Raw genomic sequence first — 25,900 nt, forward strand, 5'->3', positions numbered from 1 at the left:
TCCCGTTCGCTTGTCTTCCAACAAAACGAATCGCCGCCGCCCCGTCAATAGCCCGGGGCGGCGGCGATATTCCCAGATCAGAACGTGAACGCCTGCAGCTCGGCGATCCGCACGGTCTGCGCGACCGTCGGGTTGCCTGTCGTGCAGTCGCTCGTCGACCGCGGGTCGTTGTCCTGGTCACCGGCGTACAGCGGCCCGCCGGTGCACTGGTTCGTGACCACCCGGATCATCAGGTGGGTGGCCACGGTCGGCGCGATCCGGAACGACCGGATCGACAGGTCGGGTGCCGTCGGTCGCGGCAGGTCCGCCGGAAACGCGTTCGGCCTGCTGTTCAGCACCCGCCGGTAGTTCGCCGGGTTACCGCAGTCGGCCCCGGACGCGGCGTTGCACGACAGGATCTCGAACTGCCGCAGCGCCGTGAACCGGTTCTGCGTGCCGGTGTCGGCGTCCCCGGTGATCGCGGGCCGCAGGTACGCACTCACCTGGACCCGCGTGACGAGCTGCGGGTGCGTTCCCGTGAGGTCGACCGTGACGCTCTTGCCGGCCACCGGCGAGCCCACCGACGCCCAGTCCGTCGCCTCGGTGTCGTCGATCAGCTTGCCCTGGTTCACGCCGTCGCCGGTCGCGGTCGCGCCCTGGCCCGCGGAGGCCAGGTTGCGTTGCAGCAGCGGCCGTACCGCGGCGCGCTCGTGTGGCCGGATCGTCTCCTGGACCCGGCTACTGCCGAACCCGTTGGCCACGACCACGAACGAGTACCTGCCCGGCGCGATGTCGATCGTGTCGGGCAGCGGGGTGTTCGGGTCGGTGTCGGCCACCGGCATCGCCCGTGCCTCGTAGTCGCCGACGTAGAGCCGTGCCGGCGCGTCGGAGCCGATCGGTGCGAACCGCAGCGTCGCGTTCCGGCCCGACGCTGACGCGAAGCTCGGCGTCGGGTCCTGGTCGTTCGGCCCGGCGCTCGCCGCGTCCCGGCCGAGGCCGTTCTGGGCGTAGACGTCCTGCAGCAGCGACACGTCCGCGCCGCCGAACCGGACCTCGTTGGCCGCGATCGTGGCGTCCCGCATGTCCACGAAGCTGACCGCGCCGGAGGCGGTGAGCAGCAGCGCGTCGAACGCCTGCTGGACCCAGCGCCGGTTGCCGGGGCACTTCTCGACCGCGACCTTGCCGTCGGCGCAGGCCCGCTGCAGTGCCGGCGTGCCGAGGCCGTACCGGTCGACCATGGCCTTGCGGACGTCGAAGCTGATCGCGTTCCAGACCTCGCCGTCCGCGTGGACCTCCTGGCCGACGATGTCGAAGGCGACGTCGCTGTAGTTCAGCGGGCTGTCACTCATGTCGTAGTCGCGGATGCCCGCCTTCAGGTCGCCGGTGACGTACCCGCCCGTGACGAACGGGGTGTCGCCGCGCGGCCGGTACCCGTACTCGTACAGGTACTCGGTGGCGAACAGGTCCGACGTCGACTCGTTCATCGCGCCGGCCTGCTGGCCCGACCAGCCCTGGTTCGGGCCGGCGATCATCCGGCCGCTGATGGCGTGCGAGTACTCGTGGCCGATCACCGACATGTCGTAGTCGCCGTCGACGCACGGCGGGTAGAAACCGCCGGGGGTCGGCTGCCACAGGTACATGTTCGTGGTCGGCGGCAGGCCGTCGGGCGGGGTCGCCTGGTTGGCGTTGTTGCGGGACGCGAAGTCCGGCGGCGCGCCACCGGCCCGGCCGCCCGCCTGCGCGTTGCCGCGTTCCGCGTCGCCGCCGAGCCCGCCGTTGGTGCCGTTGGACACCTGCATGTTCCACGTCTCCTCGGTGAAGCCGAGGTGGTAGGACCAGTCGTGCATGCGGTTGTGCATGGCGAACAGGTTGGTGAGCGCCGCGTCGATGTCGTTCTGCCGCGCGGTCGCGAACACCGCCGGGTCGCACTTGCTCTCGTGCCACTGGTTCGTCCACGCGTAGGTGTAGTCGCGGGTCGGGCTGGGCGCCGCGGTCCTGGTGCCGACCGTGTTGCTGGCGAGGCTGTCCCACTTCTCGGTCGCCTTCTCGGCGTTGCCGGCCGAGGTGAGGCTCGGCGCACCCGTCGCCGGGTCGATGTCCCACGCGACGCCGCCGTCCGCGGTGCTGACCGTGCGGGCACACCCGCGTTCCGGCGTGAGGCACCACCGCTCCCGCCGGTCGCGCGAGGAGTAGTCGGCCGGCGGGTTGGCCGGGAAGACGTCCCATTCTGGGTTGTCCGTGTCGTGGTCGACCAGGTCCTCGCGGAGCAGCACGGCACCGGTCCGCGCGTCGACGTAGGTGGCGTAGCCGACCTCCGCCCCGCCCATGAGGACGACCTGGTACGCGCTGCGTGGGGCGGCACCCGGCATCGGGACCGCGCCGAGGCGCACGCGGGTGGTCGACAGCGCGCCGGTGGGCACGCCGGCGTCCGCGGCGGCGGCATCGAGCGCGGCCTCGGGGGAGATGGCCGCCGGCTCGGGGGAGGACCGCTCGGGGCTGACGGTCGAGCTGAGGTAGATCACCGCGCCGTCGCGGATGCCGAACGCGGCAAGCCCGTCCACGATCGAGGGCAGGTCACCGAACCGTTGGCGCAGCAGGACGAAGGCGCCCTGGCCCATCGGCCGGCTGACCAGCACCTCCATGGCGTCGACACCGGCCGACGAGACGCCGAACGTCTCGCTGTTGTCCGCCAGGAAGTTCCGTGCGATGGCGACGGGATCGGCGGTCGCGCCGCGCCGCTGGGCGTCGGCACGCGGCAGGAGGGTGGCGGGCGCGCCGTACCGGTTCCACCGGACGGTCGTGCTGGACCGCCCGGCGAGCGTGCGCTGGCGGTCGGAGGGCTGCGCGGTCGCGCCACGGTTGTCGACGTCGCGGTCGGGGGCTACGTCTTCGTGCGCGGCGGCGGGATCGGGTGCCGCGGGGGTGCCCGCCGCGGTGCCCATCGCGAGCGAGCAGGTCAGGATCGTCGTGGTGACGAGCGCGAAGGCTCTTCGGAGATGGTGTCTCCGCATCTGTCGGCGCCTCTCTTAGCAGGGAAAGGACTGACCCAGCCTTCCCTCGCCGGACGCCGAAAGATAGTCACCGTTCGTTGGCCGTCGTTGCCGTCTTCCCGGTCTCGTACGGCGACGGAACCGGACGTTGCGCGAGCCGCCGCAGCACCCTCGGGGTGATCTTGCGGTAGGACCTGGGGTTCACCGGGTTGATCCAGTGACCGGCACGGACCGCCGCGCTGATGTTGACGTCCAGGTCGCCGAGCACCTCGTCCACGTTGTGCATCGAGAACGGGATGATCTTCGTGCCGCGGCAGTGGTGGGTGTCGGTGGCCTCGTCCATGAACGCCAGCTGCGCCACCACGGCCTGGCGCATGTCGGCGTCGTCCGGGAGCGGGAGCTCGCCGGCGAGGTCGGCGGCGATCCACACCGCGGCCATCTCGGCGTTGAGGGGGCTGAAGAACGACGAGTTGTAGCCGTTGAAGTACAGGCCGGGCACGCCGACCGGCCGGATCTGGCGGTACAGCAGGAAGTTCCCGCGCTCGTCGAGCACCCGTGCCTGGATCTCGGCCGGCAGGAACGGCACGCCCTGGGTGAAGCCGGTCGCGCACACGACCAGGTCGGCCGGCAGGCGGGTGCCGTCGGACAGCTCCGCGTGGGGCCGGCCGTCCGCGAGCAGCCGGGTGATCGTGCGGTCGCGGTGCACGGTGATGGCGCCGGCGGTGACACCCTCGAAGAACCCTTCCGTGGCAAGGCCGATCGCGCCACGGACGATGTCCTCCATGTGGCCGGGTGGGACCAGTGCCAGCTCACGCAGGCCGAACTGGCGCACCGACACCGACCCGATGGAGTTGAGCATGTTGCGGCGCAGGCGGTTGCCGGGGCCGTGCAGGAACCGCTCGAACCCGCGCGGCCGCAGGTAGCGGAACAGCGCCTCGCCCATCCTGGTCAGCAGCAGCATCTTGAAGTTCAGGAACCCGCCGACCCTGCGTGGCACCTTCCACAGCATCTGCCGGGCGATCACGTCGGTGCTGGCCGCGACCTCGCTGATCGGCACCGTGACGTCGCAGGCCGACTTGCCGTAGCCGACGACGAGCACGTGCTTGTCCCTCGCCCCCTCCGCGTCGTGGAACTCCGTGCCGGCACACAGCTTCCCGCCGGCCGCGGTGAACTCGTCGAGTCCGGGGAAGGCCGGGACCGCGGGCTCACAGAACACGCCGTTGGCGACGACGACCCGGTCGAACAGCTCGGTCGTGCCGCCCGCCTCGACCACCCAGTAACCGTCGCTGGGCTGCACGCTCGTGACCTCCGTGCCGAGCCGCAGCACCCGGTCGACACCGAACTCCGCGGCGTAGGCGGCGAGGTACTCCTGCACCTGCACGCCGGTCGGCCACTCCGGGAAGTCCTTGGGCATCGGGAAGTCCGACAGCGAGTACTGCGCCTTCGGGCTCTGGGTGGTGAGACCCGGGTAGCGGCGCGTGCGGCTCCAGACACCGCCGACGTCGGGCGCCTTGTCGTACACCATGACGTCGTGACCGGCCTGCAGGAGCACCTTGGCGGTGACGAGTCCGGCGACCCCGGCGCCGATGATCGCGACGTGCACGGCTACCTCACCTCGGGCGGGAGCCGCAGCTCGATCCCGAAGTCGGCCATCACGCCCTTCATGACGTTGATGTCCTTCGGCCCGGGCGGCAGGTCGGCGAGCGCCTGGTAGTACTGCTCCAGCCCGGCCGGCGAGACGACCGAGATGACGCGCGACTCCTCCTTGTACGGGTTGCGGAAGGCGTGGATGACATTACGCGGCAGGAACAGGTAGTCGCCGAACTCGATGGTGAAGTCCTCGCCGCCGAGGTGGACGTCCAGCCGGCCGGCGAGGCAGATGAAGGACTCGTCCTCGCGGGTGTGCACGTGCGGGGGAGGCCCGTCGGTCTCCGGCGGGACGGCGTACTCGAACATCGAGTAGGCGTCGTGGGTGGACTTCCCGTCGGTCTTCATGGTGATGCCGAGCCCGATCGCGGCGATCTTGTGGCCTTCGCGCGAGGGGAGCAGGTATCCGCCGCCAAGAGTCATCGTCGTCTCTCCGTTCGCCTTCGGGGGGCGAGCACAGATTGAGCGCGGCCGGACGGAACCGCAAACTCCGGTCCCGCTCACCGGGACTGGTCCGTCTCCCCGGCTCTCGGCGTTGGTGACGTTCCGGCCGATGGTGCGGGTGGCGGCGGTCAGCGCGTCGAGTACGCACGCGACGCGGCGGCAGCCGCCAACCGGACCGCCGGGCCGATGCGGTCCGCCTTCACCATCCCCGTCGGACCGGTGACCGACAGCGCCGCGGCCACGTCGCCGAGCGGCCCGAAGATCGGCCCGGCCACGCAGCTCACGCCGATGTTGCCCTCCTCGCGCTCCAGCGCCCACCCCCGGTCGGGCACCGCGGCCAGCTCACGCCGCACGGCGACCGCGCTGGTGAGCGTTCGTGGTGTCCGCCGCGGCATGTCCGCCACCAGCACCTGGTCCACGACCTCCGGCGGCGAGTAGGCCAGGATCGCCCGCCCCAGTGCCGAGCAGTACGCCGGCACCGTCCCGCCCACCTGGGACAGCATCGGCATCGGCCGGTGCCCGGTGATCTTCTCCACCACCAGGATCTGCGTGCCCTCCAGCACGCCGAGCTGCACGGTCGTCTTCGCCGCGTGGTAGAGGTCCTGCAGGAACGGCAGCACTGCCTCCCGCAGCTCGAGCCGGATCGGCGCCAGGCCGGACAGCTCGAACAGGCGGTTGCCGATCCGGTAGCGGTCCTTGGGCTTGTCCAGCCACCCCAACCGGATCATCTTCTCCGCCGTCCGGTGCGTGGTCGACCGCGGCAACCCGCTCCGCGTGACCAGGCTGGCCAGCGTCAGCTCCCGGTGGCCGGGGTCGAACGCCGACAGTATCGCCGCGGCGCGGTCGAGGCCGCCCATCCCACCGTCCCGCTCAGCGGGACTCATCGTTGGCTCCCGGAGTCATGCCGGCCAGGCTATCCCCATGTCCAGCAGGACCGCGTTCGTCGGTGGCGGCGCCACCGGTATCGGGTACGCGGTGGCCGAGGCCCTCGCGTGGGCCGGCCACCGGGTCGTCATCACCGGCCGCCGGCTCGAGCCGCTGGACGCCGCGGCCACCCGGCTGCACGAGTGCACCGGCGCCGAGATCCGGACCCTGGTGCAGGACATGGCGGAGCCCGACCTCGGCAGCCTGCCCTATGTGGACGTCCTCGTGCTCAACGCGGGTGGGCCGCCGCCGGGCCGGATCCTGGACGTGCCGGACGACACCTGGCGCGACGCGGCCGACCTGCTCCTGCACGGCCCGCTGCGCCTTGCCCGGCACGTGCTGCCTCGCATGGCCCACCGGGGCTTCGGCCGGGTGGTGTTCGTGACGTCGACGGCCGTGCGCCAGCCCCAACCGGACCTCGCGACGTCGGTCGTGCTGCGTGCGGCGGTCACCGCGGCCGCCAAGCTACTGTCGCTGGAGCACGCGGACCGGGGCGTGACGGTCAACTGCGTCGCACCCGGCGCCACGGACACCGAGCGCCGCCGCCGGATCCTCGCCGGCCGGCCCGGCGACGCCGAGCGGCGCGACCTGGAGACGATCCCTGTCGGGCGGGCAGGGCGCCCGGAGGAGATCGGCGCGGCCGTGGCCTTCCTGGCCTCGGCCGCTGCCAGCTATGTCAACGGGACCGTGCTCACGGTCGACGGTGGCAGAACGGAGACGATCTGATGGCACAGTCCGGGCCCGACTTCAGCATGGCCGACTTCCTCGGCGCGATCTCCGACACCGTCCGGCCGAGCACCGCGCGCCCGATCGTGGTGCGGGCGGCGGAGCTGGAGACGCTGCCGGCCGACCAGGTCCACAATCCCACGACGCTGTCCATCGCCGGCCGGCTGCCCACTGCCACGTTCGAGATCTTCCGCCAGACGATCCCGCCCGGCGAGAGCTCGGACATGCAGCGCCACCACCACGAGACCGTGCACTACGTCATCGCCGGCACCGGGCACAGCGAGGTCGAGGACGGGACCGGGTCCTGGGCGACCGGCGACTTCGTCTACACCCCGCCCTGGACCTGGCACCGCCACTACAACGACTCCACGGAGCACCCGGTCGAGTTCCTCACCATCGAGAACTCCCGCCTGCTCGGACTGCTCGGCGTCACGCGCCGGCAGAGCGCCGGGCTGGTGACGGTCGCGGAGGCGCGGGCGCGATTCAAGGAGGAGACCGCGTGAGCGAGCACATCAGCATCTGGGGTGAGCTGTCGGATGTGGACCATCAGCTGTCCCACGTCGAGGTCGCCGGCGTGCGGACCCGGGTGCTGCGTGCGGGGTCGGGACCGGACCTGTTCCTGCTGCACGGCACCGGCGGCCACCTGGAGGCCTACGCCCGCGACATCGCCGGCCTGGCCAGGGACTTCCGGGTCACCGCGTACGACATGGTCGGCCATGGCTGGTCGGACCTGCCGGACCACCCGTACACCATCGACGTCCTGTCCGACCACCTCGTCGGCCTGCTGGACGCGCTCGGTGTCGAGCGCGCGCACCTGTCCGGCGAGTCGCTCGGCGGCTGGGTGGTCGCCTGGACCGCGGCCCACCACCCGGACCGGGTCGACCGGCTCGTGCTGAACACCCCCGGCAACATCGCCAACAAGCCCGAGGTGATGGCCAAGGTGCGGGACACGACGCTGGCCGCGGTCCTCGACCCCAGCGACGCGAACGTGCGCCCGCGGGTGGAGTTCCTGTTCCACCACAAGGAGATGGTGACCGACGAGCTGGTGAACCTGCGCCGTGCGGTGTACGGCAGGGCGGGGTTCGAGCAGGCGATCAGGAACACGCTCGTCCTGCAGGACCCCGAGGTGCGCAGGGACTTCGCCTGGGAGCCGGGCTGGGTCGGCAAGGTCACCGCGCCGACGCTGTTGCTGTGGACCGAACACGACCCGACCGGCGGGATCGACGAGGCGGCGATGCTGCTGGAGTGGCTGCCCGACGCCCACCTGCACGTGATCAAGGACGCCGGCCACTGGCCCCAGTGGGAGAAGGTCGACGAGTTCCTCCACGCGCACCGCGACTTCCTGCTGTCGAGGTGGACCGGTCGTGGCTGACATCGTGGGGTTGGTCGCGATGTCCCACTCACCGTTCGCGACCCTGTTACCGCCGGCCGACCCGTCCGGCCCCGGTGGCGGCTTCCTCGCCGATGCCGAGCGGGTGGCCAGGGCGGCGGCCAGGCTGGCCCCGGACGTCGCCGTCGTGATCGGCCCGGACCATTTCCACGCGAACTTCTACGACGTGATGCCGCCGTTCGTGCTCGGGGTCGAGGAGGCGACGGGTTTCGGCGACTTCGGCAGCCGTGCCGGCGCACTGCCGGTGGCGACGGACCTGGCGTGGTCGATCCGGGACGGCGTCGCCGAGGCGGGGTTCGACGTGTCGCTGTCGTACTCGCTGACCGTCGACCACGGCGTGGTGCAGAGCTACGAGATGGCGTGCGGCGGCGAGATCCCGCTGGTGCCGCTGGTCGTCAACACGGCGGCGCCGCCACTGCCGAGCATGTCCCGGTGCGTTGAGCTCGGCCGGGCGTTGGGCGACGCGATCCGCGGTGCGGCCCTGCCCGCCCGGGTGCTGGTGATCGCGAGCGGTGGGCTGTCGCACTGGCTGCCGTCCAACGACCCGCGCGACCCGTCGGTGGTGGGGGAGCGGCGGGAGGCGATGATCCACGGCCGCAAGTACGCCGAGGCGTTCGCCGCGGCACGGGAGCCGCGGGTGCGTGCCATGGCCGGCAACCCGGACGCACGGGTCAACGCGGAGTGGGATGCGTGGTTCCTCCGCCAGCTGTCCACCACGGACCTGGCGCCGGTCGTCGCACTCGGCCACGAGGGCCTGGAGGAACGAGCCGGCAGCGGCGGCCACGAGATCCGCACCTGGCTGATCGGCCACGCCGCCACCGCGATGCCGTTCGCGTGGACCAGTTACGAGCCCGTCCCGGAGTGGATCACCGGCATGGGCATCGGCACGACCTTCGCCGTCAGTTGACGCAGCCCTTCTGAGGGGGGTTCGGCTGCTGGGCCTGCACCGGGTGGGAGCCGGACAGGCCCAGCAGCGGCTCGTGGGCCAGGCCGTCGCCGCCGGACTCCGCGTTGCCCGAACCGGACGAGCCCGGGCCGCCGTAGTCCGCACCCAGCAACACGGTCACGCTGCCGGCCGGCAGGTTCGAGTCCTCCTCGACCCGCGGGTTGCCGCCCAGCGCGGTCGCCACCCGGTTGCCGCTGTCCTGCTCGCCGGTGGCATGCCTGACGACGGTGTCCTGGCGCGGGTTGGCGTTGCCGACGTCGCCCTTCGCGAAGCCCTTGGCGGCCAGCTCCTCGGCGACGTCGCCGGCGAGACCCCTCCGCCCCGACGCGTTCCGCACGTTGACGGTGATGCTCTCGTTCTTCGCCGCCGCGTTGTCGGGCGGCTCCGAGGCCGACGTGCCGCTCTTGTGGTCCTTGGGGCCGATGAGGCCCTGGACGAAGTCCCTGACCTGGCCCGGGTCGATCTCGATCGCGGAGCCGTCCCCGCGGGTCCGCAGGTCGATCGTGCCGTGCGGGATGGTCTGGAACCCGACCTTGCCGCCGGTGATGCCCATCATCTGCTGGGCGAACTGGAGCACGTTCCAGTCCTTGTCCAGCACGACCGACTTCTGGATCGCGGACTGCAGCTGGTCCAGCGCGTCCGACCCCGGCGCCAGCATGTCCCCGGACAGTACCTTCCTGGCCATCCCGGACATGAACACCTGCTGGCGCACGATGCGGTCGAGGTCACCGTTGGGCAGCCCGTGCCGCTGCCGCACGAACGCCAGTGCCTGCTTGCCGGCCAGCGTCTGCGGGCCCGCCGGGAAGTTCGCGCCGGAGTAGCGGTCCTTGACCGGCGCGTTCAGGCAGACGTCGATGCCGCCGATGGCGTTCGTGATGTCGTAGAAACCGAGCAGGTTGATCTGGGCGTAGTGCTCGATGGTGACGCCGGTCAGGTCCTGGATGGTCGCGATCACGTTCTTCGCGCCCTCCTTGTTGGACCGGACCTGTAGCTCGGCCTGGTCGCTGACGCCCTCGCCACGCAGCTTGCCCATGGCGTCGTTCTTGGCCCGCGCGTACGCCGAGTTGATCTTGTGTTGCCCGTAGCCGTTCGCGATGTCGACGTAGGAGTCACGCGGGAAGGACACCCCGACCACCGGACCGCCGTCGTTGGGGATCCGGACCATGATCAGCGTGTCGGTGTTCAGCTCGCCGTCGGCCACGCCGGCGCTCAGCATCGCCAGCTGCTCCTTGGACATCGGGTTGCCCTGGTTGTCGTTGCGGCTGTCCAGGCCGACCATCAGGATGTCGATGGCACCGTCGGCCGGCTTCTCCACCGGAGGCGCGTCGATGACGTCCGCGGTGGTCAGCCCCTCGGTGAAGTCGTTGAGACGACTCGAGTAGTACCCAGTCCCGACCAACACCACCGCCGAGATCACCGCAACGAACACCTTGCCCGGCAGCAGCCCAGGCCGACCCGCGCGCGCCGCCTCGCCCCGCACCTCCCGGCGTGAGTCCGACGTACGGGGGACCGGCCGGTCGCGCGGGCTCGCGGGGTCCACGCCGAGCCGACCGGACACCCGGTCCGGCACCCCCGGCCCGACCCGGTTGGCGACGCGGTTGTCCCCTGCGGGCGCACCACGTTCGGAGTCGCGCCGCTCCGGTACGGGACGGCCGTAGCGGTCCCTCCGCCCGTCGTCGCCCTGCCGGTCGCGTCCCACGCCAGACCGGCCAACCACGCGTCCCGCATTGCCCGGCGGCGGCGTGCGTCCACCAGGACGAGGCGGCTGCTGCCGCCCCCGTCCCACTCCGGGTTCCTCCGACCGCGGCGACCGATAGTTCAACTCCGCTCCTCCTGCACGACGACCCCCACCCGAAAACCAGAGACGTTCCGCACCGCACCCGGTTGTCCGTCACGCCCACCACCTTGATCCACTCCCCTTCCATTTCATGATCTCCTATTAACTATATAGATGTCCAATTTATCGGCGCGCCGATGGGCAGCCGACGACCCACGGTCACCTCCACACCCAAAAAAGCATCCGAAGGGGAAGGCCCACCCCGGCGCGAGTCCCGCGTTCAGACATAGCGAGTCCCGCGGTCGCACACCCCGAGTTGCGATTTCGTGCAGATCTTGCCGCGTACGAAGGAACCCTTGGTGTGACGTCCCGACCTGACGTATCGACCTTCGATGTGCATGAAACCGCAACTCACCATGTCTGAACGCGAGACTCGGTGTGTTTGAACGCGGGACTCGCGGTGGCTGGACGGGGGCTTGATCGTCTGCCTGGTCGGAATGCGGGGACAATGGGAATCATGGGGAACCCAGTAGCAACTTTGCCGTCCTACGACTTTCTCGACGCGGACAATCCGTTCGACCGCCTACTGCAGATCGGTGCCGAGAGTCCGTTGAGCTGGGTGCCGTCGCTCGGCGGATATCTGCTGACCGGCTATGACAACGTGCTGGCGGCGCTCAAGAGCGACAAGATGCGTGCGGCCAACGCCACGCAGCGGTTCGACCAGCTGAGTGAGGCGGAGCAGGCCGCGCTGCGGCCGTTGCGGATGTCGATCGACATGTGGATGGGGCATGTCACGGCGGAGGGACATCACCGGTTCCAGAAGCTGCTCAAGCGGTACTTCACGCCGTCGTCGGTGAACGACCTGCGGCCTCGGGTGCGTGAGCTGACGGGGGAGCTGCTCGACGCCGTGGCCGGGCGGGGCCGGATGGAGGTGGTGAGTGAGCTGGCGTATCCGTTGCCGGCGAACATCATCGCGGAGATGTTCGGGATGCCCGTGGCGGATCGGGAGCTGTTGCGTGCGTGGTCGAAGCAGGTCGGGGCGGTCTTCCAGAACGCGGACGTCGAGCGGTTGACTGCCAGCCAGGTCGGTGTCCTGGAGATGCAGGACTACCTGCGGGAGATCGTCGCCGACCGTCGGGTGCGGCCGCGGGAGGACCTGATCAGCATGTTCACCGCCGCCGAGCGGGAGGGCCTGGTGAACGAGGACGAGATCGTCGCGAACTGTGTGCTGCTGCTGTTCGCGGGGCACGAGACGACGATGAACGTGATCGCGCGTGGGTTGCATGTGCTGATGGCGAACCCGGACCAGCTGGCGCTGCTGAAGTCGAGGCCGGAGCTGATGCGGTCGGCGGTGGAGGAGGTGCTGCGGCATGCCGGTCCGGTGGGCTCGGTCGTGCGTGAGGTCATCGAGCCGGTGACGGTGTGCGGGTACGACCTCGCGCCGGGCGCACATGTGTTCCTCGCGGTGTACTCGGCCAACCACGACCCGGCGGTGTTCCCTGACCCGCTGCGGTTCGACATCACCCGGAAGAACAACCGGCACCTGGGTTTCGGCATGGGGACGTACTACTGCCTCGGCGCGTCGCTGGCGCGGGTGGAGTCGGACGAGTGCTTCCGGTCGCTGCTGAGCCGGTTCCCGGACGTGCGCCCGGCCTCGGGTGCGGAGGCGGCGTTGCGTGCGACGGTGATGGGTCAGCGGATCGACACGCTGCCCGTGGAGTTCTGACCGTCACACCAGGTCGAGGAAGACCCACCGCCTGCCCGGGGCGAGACCGGCGAGCGATCTGCCGCAGTGCTGTAGTACGACGGGCCCGGAGGTCACGTGCTGGGTGCCCGCGTGCAGGTCGCGGAAGTACCGCTGGAGGTCGCCCCGGCGCAGGGCGGTGGTGCCGGCCCACTGGTAGGCGGCCTGGCCGACGGCGTGCGCGGACCGGGTGGTGTTGTTGAGCATCAGCAGGGTCAGGGACTCCTGTTCGGTGGTCAGGTGTTCGCCGCGGTCGAGGGTCGCCTCGTTCTCGGCCCAGAGCTCGAGTGCCCAGGCCCGTGCGGCGCGTAGTTCGGCTTCCGCGTGGGCGTAGGCGGCGTGGAAGTGGCCGGTGTCGACCGTGGCGTTGTGGGTGCCGGTCTTCTGGCCCGCCAGGGCTTTGAGCTCGTCGAGCATTCGTCTGCCGACGCCGAGGGCCCACCCGGTGTGGACGGCGGCGGCGAGGAGGACCAGTCCGAGCCGGTACACGGCGCCGCCGTGGTGGTTGTCCTTGGTGGGTGCGTCGAAGACGTGTGTGGCGGGGACGAAGAGGTCCTCGCAGACGTAGTCGATGCTGTGGGTGGCGCGTAGGCCCATCACGTCCCAGTTGTCCACGAGTCTCGCCTGTTCCTTGGGGAACGTGCACACGAGGGCTTCGCCGGTCTCGGCGCAGTAGGCGGCGGTGTGGATGTGGCTGGCCATGGAGATCCCGGACGCGAAGCTCCAGTGGCCGTCGATCCGGTATCCGCCGTCGACCCGGGTTGCCTTGCCGGGCCGGGTGCCTTGGCCGGCGACGAGTGCGTGCCGGCCGGCGGCGGTATCGGGGAACAGGTCGGCCGCGGCTTCGGCACCGAGGTAGGCGGCCGTGACGCCGGTGACCAGTTGCAGGGCCATGACGGTCCAGCCGGCGGAGGCGTCGTGGTAGGACAACGTCTCGATGGTGCGCACGATCTGGGAAGGGGAGAACTCGTACCCGCCGAGTTCTCGGGGAATGCCGATTCTGAGCACGCCGCTGGATTTCAGGGCGTTGGCCAAGGTCTCGGTCGGCCGGCGCAGCTGTTCGCTTTCCTCGGCTTCGGCGCGGAGGATTGGCGCGAGCTCGTCGGTTCGCTGGCTGAGCGTGTCGAATTCCGGGCTGATGTGTAGCTGTCCCATGTTTCCCCCAAAGGACGACGACACCTCCCAAACTAGCCCTCGGTTCAGATTCGTGGTGGGCTCTGCGCTATCCGGCGCAGGATCGGCCCGGTGCGGGAGGACGGCGACGTCGTCGAGTCCGACACCGAGGATCATGCGGCCGCCGGTGAGGCGGTCGAGGGTGGTGACCTCCCTGGCGAGTCGGGCCGGTCGCCGGCGGGCGACGGGGGTGATGGGCGGTGCCCGGGCGGATCCGGTTGGTGGCCAGGGCCGAGCCGGGATGGTGCACCCGACCACCGACGCTCACGGGGTGGCGAGTGCCTCGGTGGGGGTGAGGCGGGCCGCGCGGACGGCCGGGTACAGCCCGGCCAGCGCGCCGATGACCAGGGCTGACGCGACGCCGCCGAGTGCGGCGGCCGGCGGGATCGTGGCGGGCCAGTCGCGGGCGGCGGCGTAGCTGGAGGCGCCGAACACGCCGAGTCCGACGCCGGTCAGGCCGCCGAGCAGGCACAGTACGACGGACTCGGTGAAGAACTGGACGCGGACCTGGCCCTTGGTCGCGCCGAGGGCTCGGCGGAGCCCGATCTCGCGTTTGCGTTCGAGTACCGAGATCACCATCGTGTTGGCGACGCCGACGCCGCCGACCAGCAACGCCACCCCGGCGAGTCCGAGGAAGAGGCTGGAGAAGGTGCTTTCGGCGATGCGTTTGGCGGCCAGGGCGTCCGAGGGACGGCTGACCTGGATCCGCGCCGGGTTCTCGGGGAAGACGGTCGCGGCGAGCACCGGCCGGACGGACTCGAGCTGTGACTCCTGTGTCCGTGCGTAGACGACGGTGGGGTGGCCGTCGAACGCGAGCCAGGTGCGTGCGGCGGGCCAGCCGACGAGTACGGCGCGCTCGATGTCGGGCGCGAGTGGGACGGGTGCGAGCACTCCGATGACGGTGAACCAGCGGTTGCCGAGCCAGACGGTCGGTGCGGGTTCGCCGCGGGTGACCTCGGTGATCCCGAGGCGGGTGGCGGCCTTGTCGCCGAGGACGGCGACGGGGAGGGCGCCGGTGCCCTGGGTGAGGAAGTGTCCGGAGGTGAGTCGTGCGCCGATGACCGGCAGCAGGTCGCCGCGGGTGGCGAGGACGGTGAGTCCGGAGGACTGCTCGGGTGGGATGCGGTCCGAGCGCCGGACCTTGGCGTGCGTGTTGGCGACGGCGCTGGTCTGTTGCACGGGTCCGATGCGTGCGGCCATGGCGGCGGCGTCCTCGGGTACGGGTGGGAGTTTCTGGGTGACCTGGTCGAAGGTGGCGGATGCCTGGAGGAGGTTGGTGCCGAGGGCGGACAGTTGGTGGTCGAGGGCTCGCTGGCTGGATGCCGGTATCCCGACGACGACGACCATGGTGGCGATGCCGATCGCGATGCCGAGGGCGGCGAGGACGGCCCGCAGCGGCCGGGTCCGCAGGCCGACGAGCCCGAGCCCGAGCAGGTCGACGGGGCTGAGCCGGACCGGCCGGGACTCGTCGGTCATGGGAGAACTCCTTGCAGGGATCGGGTGTCCGCGCGGATGCGGCCGTCGCGGAGCTCGACCTGGCGGGGGAGTGCCGCCGCGATCTCGCGGTCGTGGGTGATGACGGCGATCGTCGTGCCGGCGTGGTTGAGCTCCATCAGGAGGGCCAGTACGGTCCGTCCGGTCGTCGTGTCGAGTGCCCCGGTGGGCTCGTCGGCCAGGACGATCGCCGGTTCGTTCACCAGTGCCCGCGCGATCGCAACCCGTTGGCGTTCCCCGCCGGACAGTTGTTGTGGCCGGTGGGTGAGCCGCTGGCCGAGTCCGACCCGCTCCAGTGCCACGGTCGCGAGTTCGCGGCGGTGCCGGCGTGGCACTCCGGCGTACAGGAGTCCGGTCGCCACGTTCTCCACCGCGGTCAGGCCTTCGGCGAGGTGGAACTGCTGGAACACCAACCCGATCCGCCGTGCCCGCAGCGCCGACAGCCGCCGGTCCGGCAGGGATGAGACGGCCAGCCCGTCGATGTCCACCGTTCCGCTGCTGGGCCGGTCGAGCGTTCCCATGAGGTGCAGCAGGGTCGACTTCCCGGACCCGGACGGTCCCACGATCGCCAGCAGCTCGCCCGGGTCCACGGTGAGCGACACGTCGTCCAGGGCACGCACCCCACCGGGGAACACCTTGCTCGCGTGCCGGACGGCCAGCACGGGGGTCACGACGCCCGCACCACGCGCATGCCTTCGGTGAGGCCGTCGCCGCTGACCTCGACGAGCTCGCCGGCGAACATGCCTGTCCGCACCCCCAGCAGGCTGGTCCTCCCGCCGGAGACGACCTGGAGTGCGTACCCGCCCTCGCCCAGCGCGAGCAACGCGGTAACCGGTACGGCGAGGACGGCCGAGCGGGTCTCGGTGACCATGCGCACCTGTACCGGGCCGGAGTCGGCGGGGACCGCGGTCTGGTCGTCGATCGCGATGTTCGCCACCTGGGTCGGCTGGCCCTCGCCGGATGCCGCCTGTGTCGTGACGCCGGCGACCGTGCCGGCGGTCTCGGTGCCGTCGGCCAGGACGAGCGTGACCCTGTTGCCCGTCACGACCACGGCGACGTCGACCTGCTGCGGGTCCAGTTCGGCGGACACGGACCGCTCGACCGACGTGTACCCGAACAACGCCGCGTCCGCGGGCGCGCCGGGCTGTGCGGTCACCGAGTCGATCCGTACCTTGCCGGGCAGCACCACCGCGTCGCCGGCGTCCAGCGCGCCGGTCTCGGCCAGCCCGCTGTTCTTCTGCCATCGCTTCACCGCGTTCTGCGTGCTCTCGGTGAACTCGTCGGCGCGGCCGGGGTTGCGGTAGCCGAGCGTGCGCAGGTTCACGATCAGCTCCCGCACGTCCGGCCCCGGCGGCGTCCCCAGCTCCAGCCGCCGGTACAGCGGTGTGTCGCCGAGCAGGAGCGGTACCGGCCGGGCGTCGACCGCGTACAGCTTGTCGCCGCGGTCGACGACCGTGCCCACCGCCGGCAGCCAGGTCAAGGTCCCCGGTTTGCGGCCGGTGAGCGTCGTCGGGGGACCGAAGCCGAGCGTGCCGCTGATCGTCACCGAGGTGACCAGGTCGGTTCGCTGTACGGCGACGGTGTCCGCGGCGGCCGGCCGGGTCGGTCCCGGGTCGAGCGGCGGCTCGTTGAGCCTGCTGTAGGCGAACACGCCCGCGGCGCCCAGGACCAGCACGGCGGCGAGAGCGGGCAGCAACCACCGCCTCACCTGTGTGCCTGCTCCTTCTCACAGGAGCCGACCAGGTTGAGGCCCTTCGAGATGGAGTCCGAGTCGTTGTTCGGGCCGCCGAACGAGATGGCCCTGCGGTTCTCACCCGGCGTGGGCGGCTCCTCGTCGACGTACTTCACGCCCTTGGCCCGCAGGCACTGCACGACGCCGTGCACGAAGTCGGCGGACTCCGGGTTCGACGTGTCGTACTCCCACGGCGGCAACGGTTCCTGGCCGACGCACGCGGCCTCCGCGGCGGCCTCCTTGCCCGAGTCGGGTCGGGAGTCCTGTACGGGTCCGCTGCCGTCGCCACCGCTGGGCTTGCCCTTGGGGAGGCCGTGCTCGCTGAGGCACTCGCCGTAGGCCTCGTACAGCTCGTTCACCTCGTCGACGGTCATGTCGAGCCGTTCCCTCGGGCGGCTCGCGGCGGGCGACGTGCTCGAGACGGTCACGCTGGGGACCGACCCGGTGGTCTCCAGGGAGGCGACGTGGTCATCGGTTTGGGGTGGCGTCGAGCAGCCGGCCAGCACGGCCAGGCAGGCGAGTCCGACGACACGCAGGACTGGGTTCATGTGGTCCAAGGGTGGCCCGCCGGTGTGAAGATCCTCTTGGGGACTTGTTCGGGTTTCTTCATAGTGTGCCGGGCAGGCGCAGTGTGAACGTGGTCCCGGCGCCGAGTGTGCTCGTGACGGACACCGTGCCGCCGTGTGCCGCCACGAGCTGCCGGGCGATGGCCAGGCCGAGTCCGCGGCCGCCGGTGGCGCGGCTGCGGGAGCGGTCCGCGCGCCAGAAGCGGTTGAACACGTGCGGCAGGTCCTCCGGTGCGATGCCGCTTCCGGTGTCGGCGACCTCGATGACGACCTCGTCGCCGGCGCGGTGGGCGCGCAGCGTGATCTCGCCGTCGGCCGGGGTGTGCCGGACGGCGTTGGTGACCAGGTTGGCGACCGCCTGCCGCAGCCGTACGGGGTCTGCCCGCAGCCGCAGGTCGCCGGTGGTGACCACGGTGACCCGTGCCGACGCGGCGAGCTGGTTGAGCAGCTCGGCGGCGTCGACGGGCACCGGCCGCAGCCGTAGCTCGCCGGCGTCGGCGGCAGCGAGGTCCTGCAGGTCGTCGACGAGGTGCTGGAGCACGAGTGTCTCCTCCAGCAGGGACTCGACGAGTGCCGTGTCGAGGTCGGCGACGCCGTCCTGCGCGGCGACCAGCCAGCCGCGGATGTTCCCGAGCGGCGTGCGCAGCTCGTGCGAGACGTCGTTGACCAGGTCCGTGCGTTGCTGTTCGACCCGCGCGAGGTGCTCGGACATCTGGTTGAACGCGGCGGCCAGCTCGGCGACCTCCCAGCGGGTCCGTACCTCCGCCCGTGCGGTGCGGTCGCCGGCCCGCATCCGTTTGGTCGCCGCGGTCACCGCGCGCAGTGGCCGCAGGACGGGGCCGGCGAGCAGCATGCTGATCCCGACGGTCAGCACCAGCACGATCGCCGCGGCGGTGACGATCCGGACGGTCCCGGCCGCGGGCAGCCCGACCACGGCCGGCTCGGCCGGGGCGCTGACGAACAGCAGCGCCGCGGGCGTCACGTACGGGGTGAGCAGCAGGTGCCGGCTCCAGCTGAGGCAGTCGAAGAAGGCCTGCCGGTCCACGTCCGGGGCGGTGGCCTCGAAGCCGCCGGAGGTGATGAGCCGGACCTCGGAGGTGTTCGTTGCCCGGTCCTTGAGGCAGGTGCCCAGGTAGTCGTTGAGGATCAGCAGGGCCTGCTCCTCGGAGGGCGTCACCCTGACCACGGCCGAGTCCTCGGCGACCCCGTCGCGGACGCAGTCGCGGTCGGTGGCGTCGGGGGAGCGCACGAACGACCGCCCGGTCGCCGTCTCCACGACGGTGGCGGTGAACCCCTTGGCGCGCATGCAGTCCGCGGCCGTCCCGGCCTGTTCGCGGACGCCGGCGGCCTCCTCGGGGAGCAGCCGGAACGGGCCCACCGCGCGGGCGTCGATCCGGTCGTCGGGGACCCGTGGGTCGAGGGTGACGTCGACGGCGAGCGGGTCGGCCACCGCGGCCGGTTTGGCCGGCAGCGGCGGGTCGTCCGGCCCGAACGCGCCGGCGATCGGCACCCGGTTGCCGGTGGTGAGCCCGATCCGCAGCCCGGTCGCGTGGCTCAGGTTCGCGAGGACCGGTGCGACGCCGTCCCAGCTCGGGTGGGTCGCGGCGTAGGCGAGCACGCCGTCGTAGATCCGTGCGACGCTGGCCCGGTTCTGGCCCTGTTGGGCCTGGATGGTGCCGGTGGTGCTCTGTACCGAGAGCCACGCGGTCGCGCCGATCGAGCACATGGCCACGAGCACGGTCCCGGCGAGCAGCCTGGCGCGCAGCCCGTGGCGCCAGTGCGGCTCAGAGTCGCCGGCCATCGGTGACCTTGTAGCCGACGCCGTAGACGGTGCGGAGGTACTCGGGGTCGCGCGGGTCGGCCTCGATCTTCCTGCGCAGGTTCATGACGTGCACGTCGATGGTCCGTTCGGTGATGTGGCCGTCGAGCCCGTAGGCCTGCTCGACGAGCTGTCCGCGGCTGAACACCTGGTCCGGTGCGGCGACCAGGGTGGCGAGGAGGCGGAACTCGGCGGGGGTGCACGGGACCGGCCGGTCCCGGATGCGGACCTCGTGCCGCACGGGGTCGAGCACCAGGTCGCCGATGCGCAGCCGTGCGTCGGCCGGTCCGGCGGCGCGGCGCAGCAGCGACCGCACCCGGGCCATCAGCTCACGCGGGTCGTAGGGCTTGGTGAGGTAGTCGTCCGCGCCGAGGTCGAAGCCGAGCAGCTTGTCGTCGGCGCCGGCCCGGGCGGTGACCATCAGCACGGGCAGGTCGTACTCGCGGCGCAGCACCCGGCACACGTCCAGGCCGTCGACGCCGGGCATCATCACGTCCAGTACCAGCAGGTCGGGCCGGTTGCGCCGGACCTCGTCGATGGCCGACCGCCCGTCGGCCACGACGCGGACCGTGTGCTCCTCGCGGCACAGATACCGGCGCACCAGCTCGGCCTGCTTCGGATCGTCCTCGGCTACCAGCACATATGCGCACACGCGCGCCATGATGCCAGGAGTCAGCGGACGACCATCCAGTCCAGCACCGGCGTGCTCTGCAGGAACACGAGCACGCACATGAACAGCAGGAAGATCAGGCTCCACCCGAGCACGCGGCGGAACAGGTCGCCCTCCTTGCCCTGCATGCCGACCGCGGACGCGGCGATCGCCAGGTTCTGCGGCGAGATCATCTTGCCGAGCACGCCGCCGGAGGAGTTGGCGGCGGCCATGAGCGTGGCGGACAGGTCCGCGTGTTGTGCCGCGGTCACCTGCAGGACCCCGAACAGCGAGTTCGACGAGGTGTCCGACCCGGTCACGGCCACGCCCAGCCAGCCGAGGATCGGCGACAGGAACGCGAACGCGGCGCCCGCGCCGGCGACCCACAGGCCGAGCGTGGTGGTCTCGCCGGACTGGTTCATGATGAACCCCAGTGCCAGCACGAGCATCACGGTCAGGATCGCGAACTTCAGCTGGTCCAGTGTTTTGCCGTACGCACGCAGCGCCCGGCCGGCGCCCACGCGCAGGATCGGCAGCGTCAGCAGGCCCGCGATCAGCAGCAGCGTGCCCGGCGAGGACAGGTAGTTGAGCTTGAACGTGGTCGCGACCTTCTCGCCCGCGTCGTTGAAGATGTGCAGGCCCGGCCAGTTGAGGATCTGTGTCACCGACTCCAGGCCGGTGCCGGACTGGCCGGGTTTGGCCGGTGGTTTGCCCGTGATGGCCGGCACCCGGGTGGCCAGCACGAACACGGCGATGATCACCAGGTAGGGCGCGTAGGCGCGGAACACCTCGACCCGGGTGTCGGCCCTGGTCTCGACCTTGGTGGTGGTCTCGACCTCGGTGGTGCCGCCGGTCTCGGTGTCCTCCGTGTAGCTCTCGGCCGGGTGCCAGACGCGGGTGAACAGGAGCACCGCGAGCGCCGACGCGAGCGCGGCGACGATGTCGGCGAGCGGGATGGACCAGTAGTTCGAGGCGAGGAACTGGAACACGCCGAAGACGACGCCGCAGACCAGCGCGGTCGGCCACATCTGCCGCACCCCGCGGCGTCCGTCCACGATGAACACCAGGGCGAGCGGCACGAGGACCGACAGCACCGGAGTCTGGCGCCCGACCATGGCGCCCAGATCGTCCAGCGGCAGGTCGGTGACCCCGGCGAGCGTGACGATCGGCGTGGCCAGCGCCCCGAACGCGACCGGCGCGGTGTTGGCGACCAGGGCGAGCGCGGCGGCCTTGATGGGCCGGAACCCCAGAGCGATCAGCATGACCGACGTGATCGCCACCGGCGTGCCGAACCCGGCCAACGCCTCCATCAGCGCCCCGAAACAGAAGGCGACGATGATGGCCTGGACCCGCTGGTCGTCGCTGATGGAGACGAAGGACCGGCGGAGCACGTCGAAGTGGCCGGTGTCGACGGTGAGGTTGTAGACCCAGATGGCGTTGATGACGATCCACATGATCGGGAAGAACCCGAATGCGGCGCCCCAGAGACCGCTGTTGAGCGCGTCGAGCACCGGCATGGAGTACACCCAGACGGCCAGGACGACCGCCACGGCGACGGCGATCAGGGACGAGAGCCAGGCCCGCATCCGAACCGCACCGAGCAGGACGAACAGGACGAGCAGGGGGACGATGGCGAACAACGAGGAGAGCCCCAGCGAGTCCGCGACAGGGCTGTAGTCCTGCTGATAGTCGGCGATGACCATGAAAACACCCCTTGGTACGCAGGGACGGGGAGTTCAGCACGATCAAGATAGCCCCGCCGCCGACCCCGGCGCACCGTCCGGCGCCCGGGTTTTCGCGCGGCGCGGGAATATCGTCCGAGTAACCTGCGCCCATGACCGGGGCAGGCATCGCACGCGCGATCATCGACGCGCAGTCGTTCATGACACTGGCCACCGCGGACGAGGCCGGCGTCCCCTGGGCCAGCCCGGTGTGGTTCGCGACGGAGGACTACCGGGACCTGTACTGGGTTTCGTCGCCCACCTCCCGGCACTCGCGGAACCTGGCGGTCCGCCCGGAGCTGTCGATCGTGGTGTTCGACTCGGCGGCGACCCCGAACGTCGTGCAGGCGGTGTACGTCGAGGCGCGGGCCGCATTGGTGGCGGACGCGGACCTGGAGGGTGGGTTGGGTGTGTTCTCCCGTGCGTCGGTGCGCGCCGCCATCGGCGAGTGGACCCGGGGCCGCGTCACGGGCGCGGCCCACCTCCGCCTCTACCGCGCGACGGCCACCGCGCACCACATCCTCGACCCGGACGCCGCCACCGACACCCGGATGGCCGTCTCGCTGTAGCAGCTCTCCTAGCTGGGAAAACCCTTGTTAGACGCCGCGTTCCGAATTGTGCTGCCCGTCTGAGTAGGATCTTGGTCGCCCGTTAGAGTCGATCTTCACTCGACAGGAGGAACTTCTCCCGTGCATATCAAGGGCCGCCTGTTAGTCGCAGGCGTCGTTGCGGCCGGCGTTCTGGTCATGTCGGCGCCTGCCGCGGTCGTGGCGGCCGAGCCGCAGACCGACGGAGCCGACAAGACGGTGGCGCTGTTCGATCCCCACCGCGTGACCGACGGCATTGATCTTTTCGATCCCCACGCCATCACCAACATCGTGGATCTCCTCGATCCACGTGGGGCAGTTGCCTAGTTCGTCTGGCGGTGAGCCGTTCATCCTGGCATCGGCCGACTACGACGCCGCGCGTCGGCCGGCCGGTGCCAGGTAGACGCCGGCATACATGACAGTTAATGGACTTCCCGCGCGCTACCGATCAGTTGGCTACACATCAGCATTTCATTTTCGTCACGCGCCCTCGCCCGCGACCGACGCTCAGTAGTATCCGCTCTAGTTGATGCCGCCACTAAGGGCTCACCTGGGTGATCTGAATACCCAGCTTCGGGGGGTGGATTCCGATCGAAACGATGTTTGGCGTGCTCGGCCGGACCGCATTGTTGATCGACGGTGTCGTGATCGACCACTGGGGTCGGCCCAGAGAACGGGCGATATTGGGAGCTCTGCTCATACAGGCTGGTCGCTGGGTGTCCGTCGACGCCCTGATCGACTGGGCGTGGCCGGCGGAGAACGCACAACCACTTAACCGGGGACCGACTTTCCACACATATGCCGTGCGCATCCGCAAATGGCTGCGGCAAATGCCGGTACCGGCGGACCTCGACCCCGGCAACGGTGGTTATCGGCTCAACGTCGACAAATCTCAGATCGACTACTACAGATTCACCGCGCTACTCGGCGAGGCCCGGGCGCACGCGAAACAGCGCGATTCCCAGAAGGCCGTGGCGTGCGCGCGACGTGCGCTGAACCTCTGGCGCGGCCGCCCGCTCGACGACCTCGCGGGCGAGCCGGCGCGGGCCTGGCGACAGCGGGTCGTGCAGGACGACTGGCTCGGCGCCAACCGAACGCTCCTCGCCGCGCTGCTGGACCTCCACGACTACGACGAGGTGCTGACCCGCACCGGCGAGCTCCAGGCCGACCACCCCAACGACGTCACACTCGCCACGCAGCGGATGTCCGCACTGCACGGCCTCGGCCGGTACGAGGACGAGACGGCCTTCTACTTCGCCGTCCGGAACCGGCTGCGTGACGACGGCGACGACTCCGCGGCCGGGCACCTGTGGCGACACCACGAAGGACTCCGCACGAGCGGCGGGCCGAGTTCCGTGCCGGTCGCGGAACCGGTCCTGGTTCCACGCCAGCTCCGCCACGACATAGCCGACTTCGTCGGACGCGAGGCGCTTCTGCGCGCGCTCGACGCGGCGGCCACCGACCAGGCGGGCAGAATGGCCGGCGGCGTGGTCGTCGTCGACGGCATGGCCGGCGTCGGCAAGACCGCGCTCGTCAAACATTGGGGACACCGGGCCAGACGCCACTTTCCGGACGGCGACCTCTACGTGGACCTCCACGGGTTCGCCGAGGACACCGCGGTGACGGTCCCACAGTCCACCGTGGTCGACGACTTCCTCATCGCGCTCGAACGCCCACCGCACGCGGAGCTGAACGCCCGGGCACGCGAACTGCTGCTGACCCGTCTGATGTCCGGCCGGCGCATGCTCATCGTGCTCGACAACGCCCGCGATGCTGGCCAGGTCGAGCACCTGCTCACCCTGCTGCCCGACGCGCTGGTGGTCGTGACCAGCCGGCGGCGGCTCGGCTCGCTGAGCACGACGACCGGTGCGCGCCGAGTCCAGGTGGAGCCCATGACCACGGCCGAGGCGACCCGGCTGCTCGGGGTGCGCATCGGCACCCGCCGCAGCGTGACGCACGACGACCAGGGCCGTCTCGCGGGACTCTGCGGCGGACTGCCGCTGATGGTCAGCCTGCTGGCCGAGCACGTCGCGACCCGTCCGGCCAGCCAGCTGCCCGCGTTCACCGAGCAGCTCGACCGCCACCAGCTCGTCTTCGACGTCGGCGAGGACAGCGGTTCGGCCAACGCCCAGACCTTCTTCGAGTGGTCCTACCACTCCCTGGCCGAGCCGGAACGGCGACTGTTCCGGCTGTTGGGCCTCCATCCGGGAGCGGACTTCAGCATCGAGGCCGCGGCCGCACTGGACGGTCGGGGCGGCGACGAGACCGCACGCAGCGTCCGGGCACTCGTCGGCGGCCACCTGCTCGAACGAGCGGAGACACTGGACCGCTACCGGTTCCACGACCTCATTCGCGTGTTCGCCACGCACTGCGCGGAGTCGGACGAGGAAACCGCCACCCGGCAGGCCGCGAGCCGCCGGCTCGCGAGCTTCTACCTGGCATCGGCCGTGAACGCGAACCACCGCCTCTACCCCAGCCGGCTCAGCGCGGACGCGCTGACGATCGAGGACGCGGTCGAGCCGGTCGAGCCCGCCGACACCACACAGGCCAAAGGCTGGTTCGACACGGAGCGGAACAACGTGCTCGCCATGATTCACCGCGCTGCGGCCGACGGGCACCACGGGCACGCCTGGCGGCTCACCGACGCCGCCGTGATCTTCTACGACAGACACGGCTACTACGAGGACAGCCTGTCCGTGCAACGGGTCGCGGCGCGGTCGGCCAGAGCCGCGGGCGACCAGGTCGGCGAGGCGTCCTCGTTGATGGGGATCGGCAGGGTCTACCTGGCGATCGGCGACCACACCGAGGCGCGGCGCCACCTCGACTCCGCGCTCGGCCTCGTGGAACGCATCGGGCACGAGGTCGGGCAGGTGAACGTGCTGAGCCTGCTGGGCAAGCTGGAGACACAACGCGGTGACCTGTCCGCGGCACTCGACCTGTACCGGCACAGCATGAAGATCGCCCAGCGAACCGACTCCGAGCAGGGCCTGTGCTGGACGTCCTACCGCATGGGCGAGGTGCTGCGTGCGATGGACCAGCCCGACCGGGCACTCGTGTACCTGACCCGAGCCCAGTTCCTCGCGGAACGCAGCGGAGACCAGTCGGCACAGGCGAGCACGATGATCGAGGTCGGCCTCGTCCACCACGACCGGGGCGACCACGCGTCCGCGGCGGCGCACTGCACACAGGCGTTGAGCATCGCGGAGGCCATTCCCGATCTGGCCGTCACCGTGGCCGCGTGCGTCGCGCTCGCGAAGATCAACAAGGCGCGGGGAGCCACCGCCGCCGCCATCAGGTTCGCCCAGCGGGCCATCAGCAGGTCCGAGCACGGCGCCGCCGCCCACGCGTACGAGGTGCTCGGCGACGTCCACCACGCCAGCGGCGACCTGGCCGGCGCGTCATCGGCGTGGCAGGAGGCCGAGGAGCGCTACGAACAACTCGGGAACCCCACCCGCGCGACCGTGGTACGCGTGAAGCTGACGCGACTCCCCGGCACGGGCCCGGACATGGGCCGAACCGGCTGACCCACGCCGGCACGCGAATCCACTCCGTGACGTACCGGTGTGGATTCGTCATGTTCAGGGGGTCACGT

21 protein-coding genes are annotated in these 25,900 nt (G+C 70.7%); 8 read left to right on the forward strand and 13 right to left on the reverse strand.

What is annotated here, in order from left to right; all coding sequences use genetic code 11:
• Positions 1-77: 77 nt before the first annotated feature.
• The 4 genes from VET29_RS30815 to VET29_RS30830 form a co-directional block, all read right to left on the reverse strand.
• Positions 78-2,990: a M36 family metallopeptidase gene (locus tag VET29_RS30815; protein ID WP_324926990.1), complete on the reverse strand. Its 2,913-nt coding sequence runs from the start codon at positions 2,988-2,990 to the stop codon at positions 78-80.
• A 67-nt stretch (positions 2,991-3,057) separates the two neighbouring features.
• Positions 3,058-4,572: an NAD(P)/FAD-dependent oxidoreductase gene (locus VET29_RS30820; RefSeq protein WP_324926993.1), complete on the reverse strand. Its 1,515-nt coding sequence runs from the start codon at positions 4,570-4,572 to the stop codon at positions 3,058-3,060.
• A 2-nt stretch (positions 4,573-4,574) separates the two neighbouring features.
• Complete coding sequence (locus tag VET29_RS30825) at positions 4,575-5,039, reverse strand: cupin domain-containing protein (protein ID WP_324926995.1); 465 nt, start codon at positions 5,037-5,039, stop codon at positions 4,575-4,577.
• Between the two features lie 149 nt (positions 5,040-5,188).
• On the reverse strand, positions 5,189-5,944 hold the full coding sequence (locus tag VET29_RS30830) for an IclR family transcriptional regulator (protein ID WP_324926997.1): 756 nt from the start codon (positions 5,942-5,944) through the stop codon (positions 5,189-5,191).
• A 37-nt stretch (positions 5,945-5,981) separates the two neighbouring features.
• Here VET29_RS30830 and VET29_RS30835 point away from each other — a divergent pair, with 37 nt between their 5' ends.
• The 4 genes from VET29_RS30835 to VET29_RS30850 are packed head-to-tail and all read left to right on the forward strand — an operon-like array spanning position 5,982 to position 9,007.
• On the forward strand, positions 5,982-6,710 hold the full coding sequence (locus VET29_RS30835) for an SDR family oxidoreductase (RefSeq protein ID WP_324927000.1): 729 nt from the start codon (positions 5,982-5,984) through the stop codon (positions 6,708-6,710).
• Positions 6,710-7,213, forward strand: a complete 504-nt coding sequence (locus tag VET29_RS30840; RefSeq protein WP_324927003.1) for a cupin domain-containing protein — start codon at positions 6,710-6,712, stop codon at positions 7,211-7,213. Before VET29_RS30835 ends, VET29_RS30840 begins: the two co-directional genes overlap by 1 nt.
• Positions 7,210-8,082: an alpha/beta fold hydrolase gene (locus tag VET29_RS30845; RefSeq protein ID WP_324927006.1), complete on the forward strand. Its 873-nt coding sequence runs from the start codon at positions 7,210-7,212 to the stop codon at positions 8,080-8,082. Before VET29_RS30840 ends, VET29_RS30845 begins: the two co-directional genes overlap by 4 nt.
• Positions 8,075-9,007 carry a 2,3-dihydroxyphenylpropionate 1,2-dioxygenase gene (locus VET29_RS30850; protein ID WP_324927009.1) on the forward strand — a complete coding sequence of 311 codons (933 nt, stop codon included), beginning with the start codon at positions 8,075-8,077 and terminating at the stop codon, positions 9,005-9,007. The genes VET29_RS30845 and VET29_RS30850 overlap by 8 nt, the downstream gene beginning before the upstream one ends.
• On the opposite strand, the gene VET29_RS30855 is transcribed toward VET29_RS30850, so the two are convergent.
• Entirely contained in the window at positions 9,000-10,745 is a 1,746-nt protein-coding gene (locus tag VET29_RS30855; protein WP_324927013.1) for an LCP family protein, read from the reverse strand. The genes VET29_RS30850 and VET29_RS30855 overlap by 8 nt on opposite strands.
• 595 nt (positions 10,746-11,340) lie before the next feature.
• Here VET29_RS30855 and VET29_RS30860 point away from each other — a divergent pair.
• A complete protein-coding gene (locus VET29_RS30860) occupies positions 11,341-12,549 on the forward strand; it encodes a cytochrome P450 (protein ID WP_324927016.1) in 1,209 nt (402 codons plus the stop codon).
• 3 nt (positions 12,550-12,552) lie between these two features.
• Here the strand turns inward: VET29_RS30860 and VET29_RS30865 are convergent, their stop codons facing one another.
• From VET29_RS30865 to VET29_RS30900, 8 genes are all read right to left on the reverse strand, one after another.
• Positions 12,553-13,722 (reverse strand): acyl-CoA dehydrogenase family protein, encoded by a 1,170-nt coding sequence (locus VET29_RS30865; protein WP_324927019.1) that lies wholly within the window; start codon positions 13,720-13,722, stop codon positions 12,553-12,555.
• Between the two features lie 282 nt (positions 13,723-14,004).
• Positions 14,005-15,216: an ABC transporter permease gene (locus VET29_RS30870; protein WP_324927022.1), complete on the reverse strand. Its 1,212-nt coding sequence runs from the start codon at positions 15,214-15,216 to the stop codon at positions 14,005-14,007.
• Entirely contained in the window at positions 15,213-15,905 is a 693-nt protein-coding gene (locus VET29_RS30875) for an ABC transporter ATP-binding protein (RefSeq protein ID WP_324927025.1), read from the reverse strand. The genes VET29_RS30870 and VET29_RS30875 overlap by 4 nt, the downstream gene beginning before the upstream one ends.
• A complete protein-coding gene (locus VET29_RS30880; protein WP_324927029.1) occupies positions 15,902-16,942 on the reverse strand; it encodes a peptidoglycan-binding protein in 1,041 nt (346 codons plus the stop codon). The genes VET29_RS30875 and VET29_RS30880 overlap by 4 nt, the downstream gene beginning before the upstream one ends.
• A complete protein-coding gene (locus tag VET29_RS30885; protein WP_324927032.1) occupies positions 16,939-17,514 on the reverse strand; it encodes a hypothetical protein in 576 nt (191 codons plus the stop codon). The genes VET29_RS30880 and VET29_RS30885 overlap by 4 nt, the downstream gene beginning before the upstream one ends.
• Positions 17,515-17,572: 58 nt before the next feature.
• Positions 17,573-19,333, reverse strand: coding sequence for a sensor histidine kinase (locus VET29_RS30890; RefSeq protein ID WP_324927035.1), 1,761 nt, complete (start codon positions 19,331-19,333; stop codon positions 17,573-17,575).
• Positions 19,317-20,003, reverse strand: a complete 687-nt coding sequence (locus VET29_RS30895) for a response regulator transcription factor (protein ID WP_324927038.1) — start codon at positions 20,001-20,003, stop codon at positions 19,317-19,319. The genes VET29_RS30890 and VET29_RS30895 overlap by 17 nt, the downstream gene beginning before the upstream one ends.
• A 20-nt stretch (positions 20,004-20,023) precedes the next feature.
• Complete coding sequence (locus VET29_RS30900) at positions 20,024-21,703, reverse strand: L-lactate permease (protein ID WP_324927041.1); 1,680 nt, start codon at positions 21,701-21,703, stop codon at positions 20,024-20,026.
• A 131-nt stretch (positions 21,704-21,834) separates the two neighbouring features.
• On the opposite strand from VET29_RS30900, the gene VET29_RS30905 reads away from it, so the two are divergent.
• The 3 genes from VET29_RS30905 to VET29_RS30915 all read left to right on the forward strand — a co-directional run bounded on the left by VET29_RS30905 (position 21,835) and on the right by VET29_RS30915 (position 25,832).
• Positions 21,835-22,290: a pyridoxamine 5'-phosphate oxidase family protein gene (locus tag VET29_RS30905; protein WP_324927044.1), complete on the forward strand. Its 456-nt coding sequence runs from the start codon at positions 21,835-21,837 to the stop codon at positions 22,288-22,290.
• A 120-nt stretch (positions 22,291-22,410) separates the two neighbouring features.
• Positions 22,411-22,635, forward strand: coding sequence for a hypothetical protein (locus VET29_RS30910; RefSeq protein WP_324927047.1), 225 nt, complete (start codon positions 22,411-22,413; stop codon positions 22,633-22,635).
• A gap of 503 nt (positions 22,636-23,138) precedes the next feature.
• Positions 23,139-25,832, forward strand: a complete 2,694-nt coding sequence (locus tag VET29_RS30915; protein ID WP_324927050.1) for an ATP-binding protein — start codon at positions 23,139-23,141, stop codon at positions 25,830-25,832.
• Positions 25,833-25,900 lie beyond the last annotated feature (68 nt).

Origin of the sequence: Actinophytocola sp., assembly GCF_035634895.1 — a bacterium.
In the GTDB taxonomy this organism is placed as follows: Bacteria; Actinomycetota; Actinomycetes; order Mycobacteriales; family Pseudonocardiaceae; genus Actinophytocola.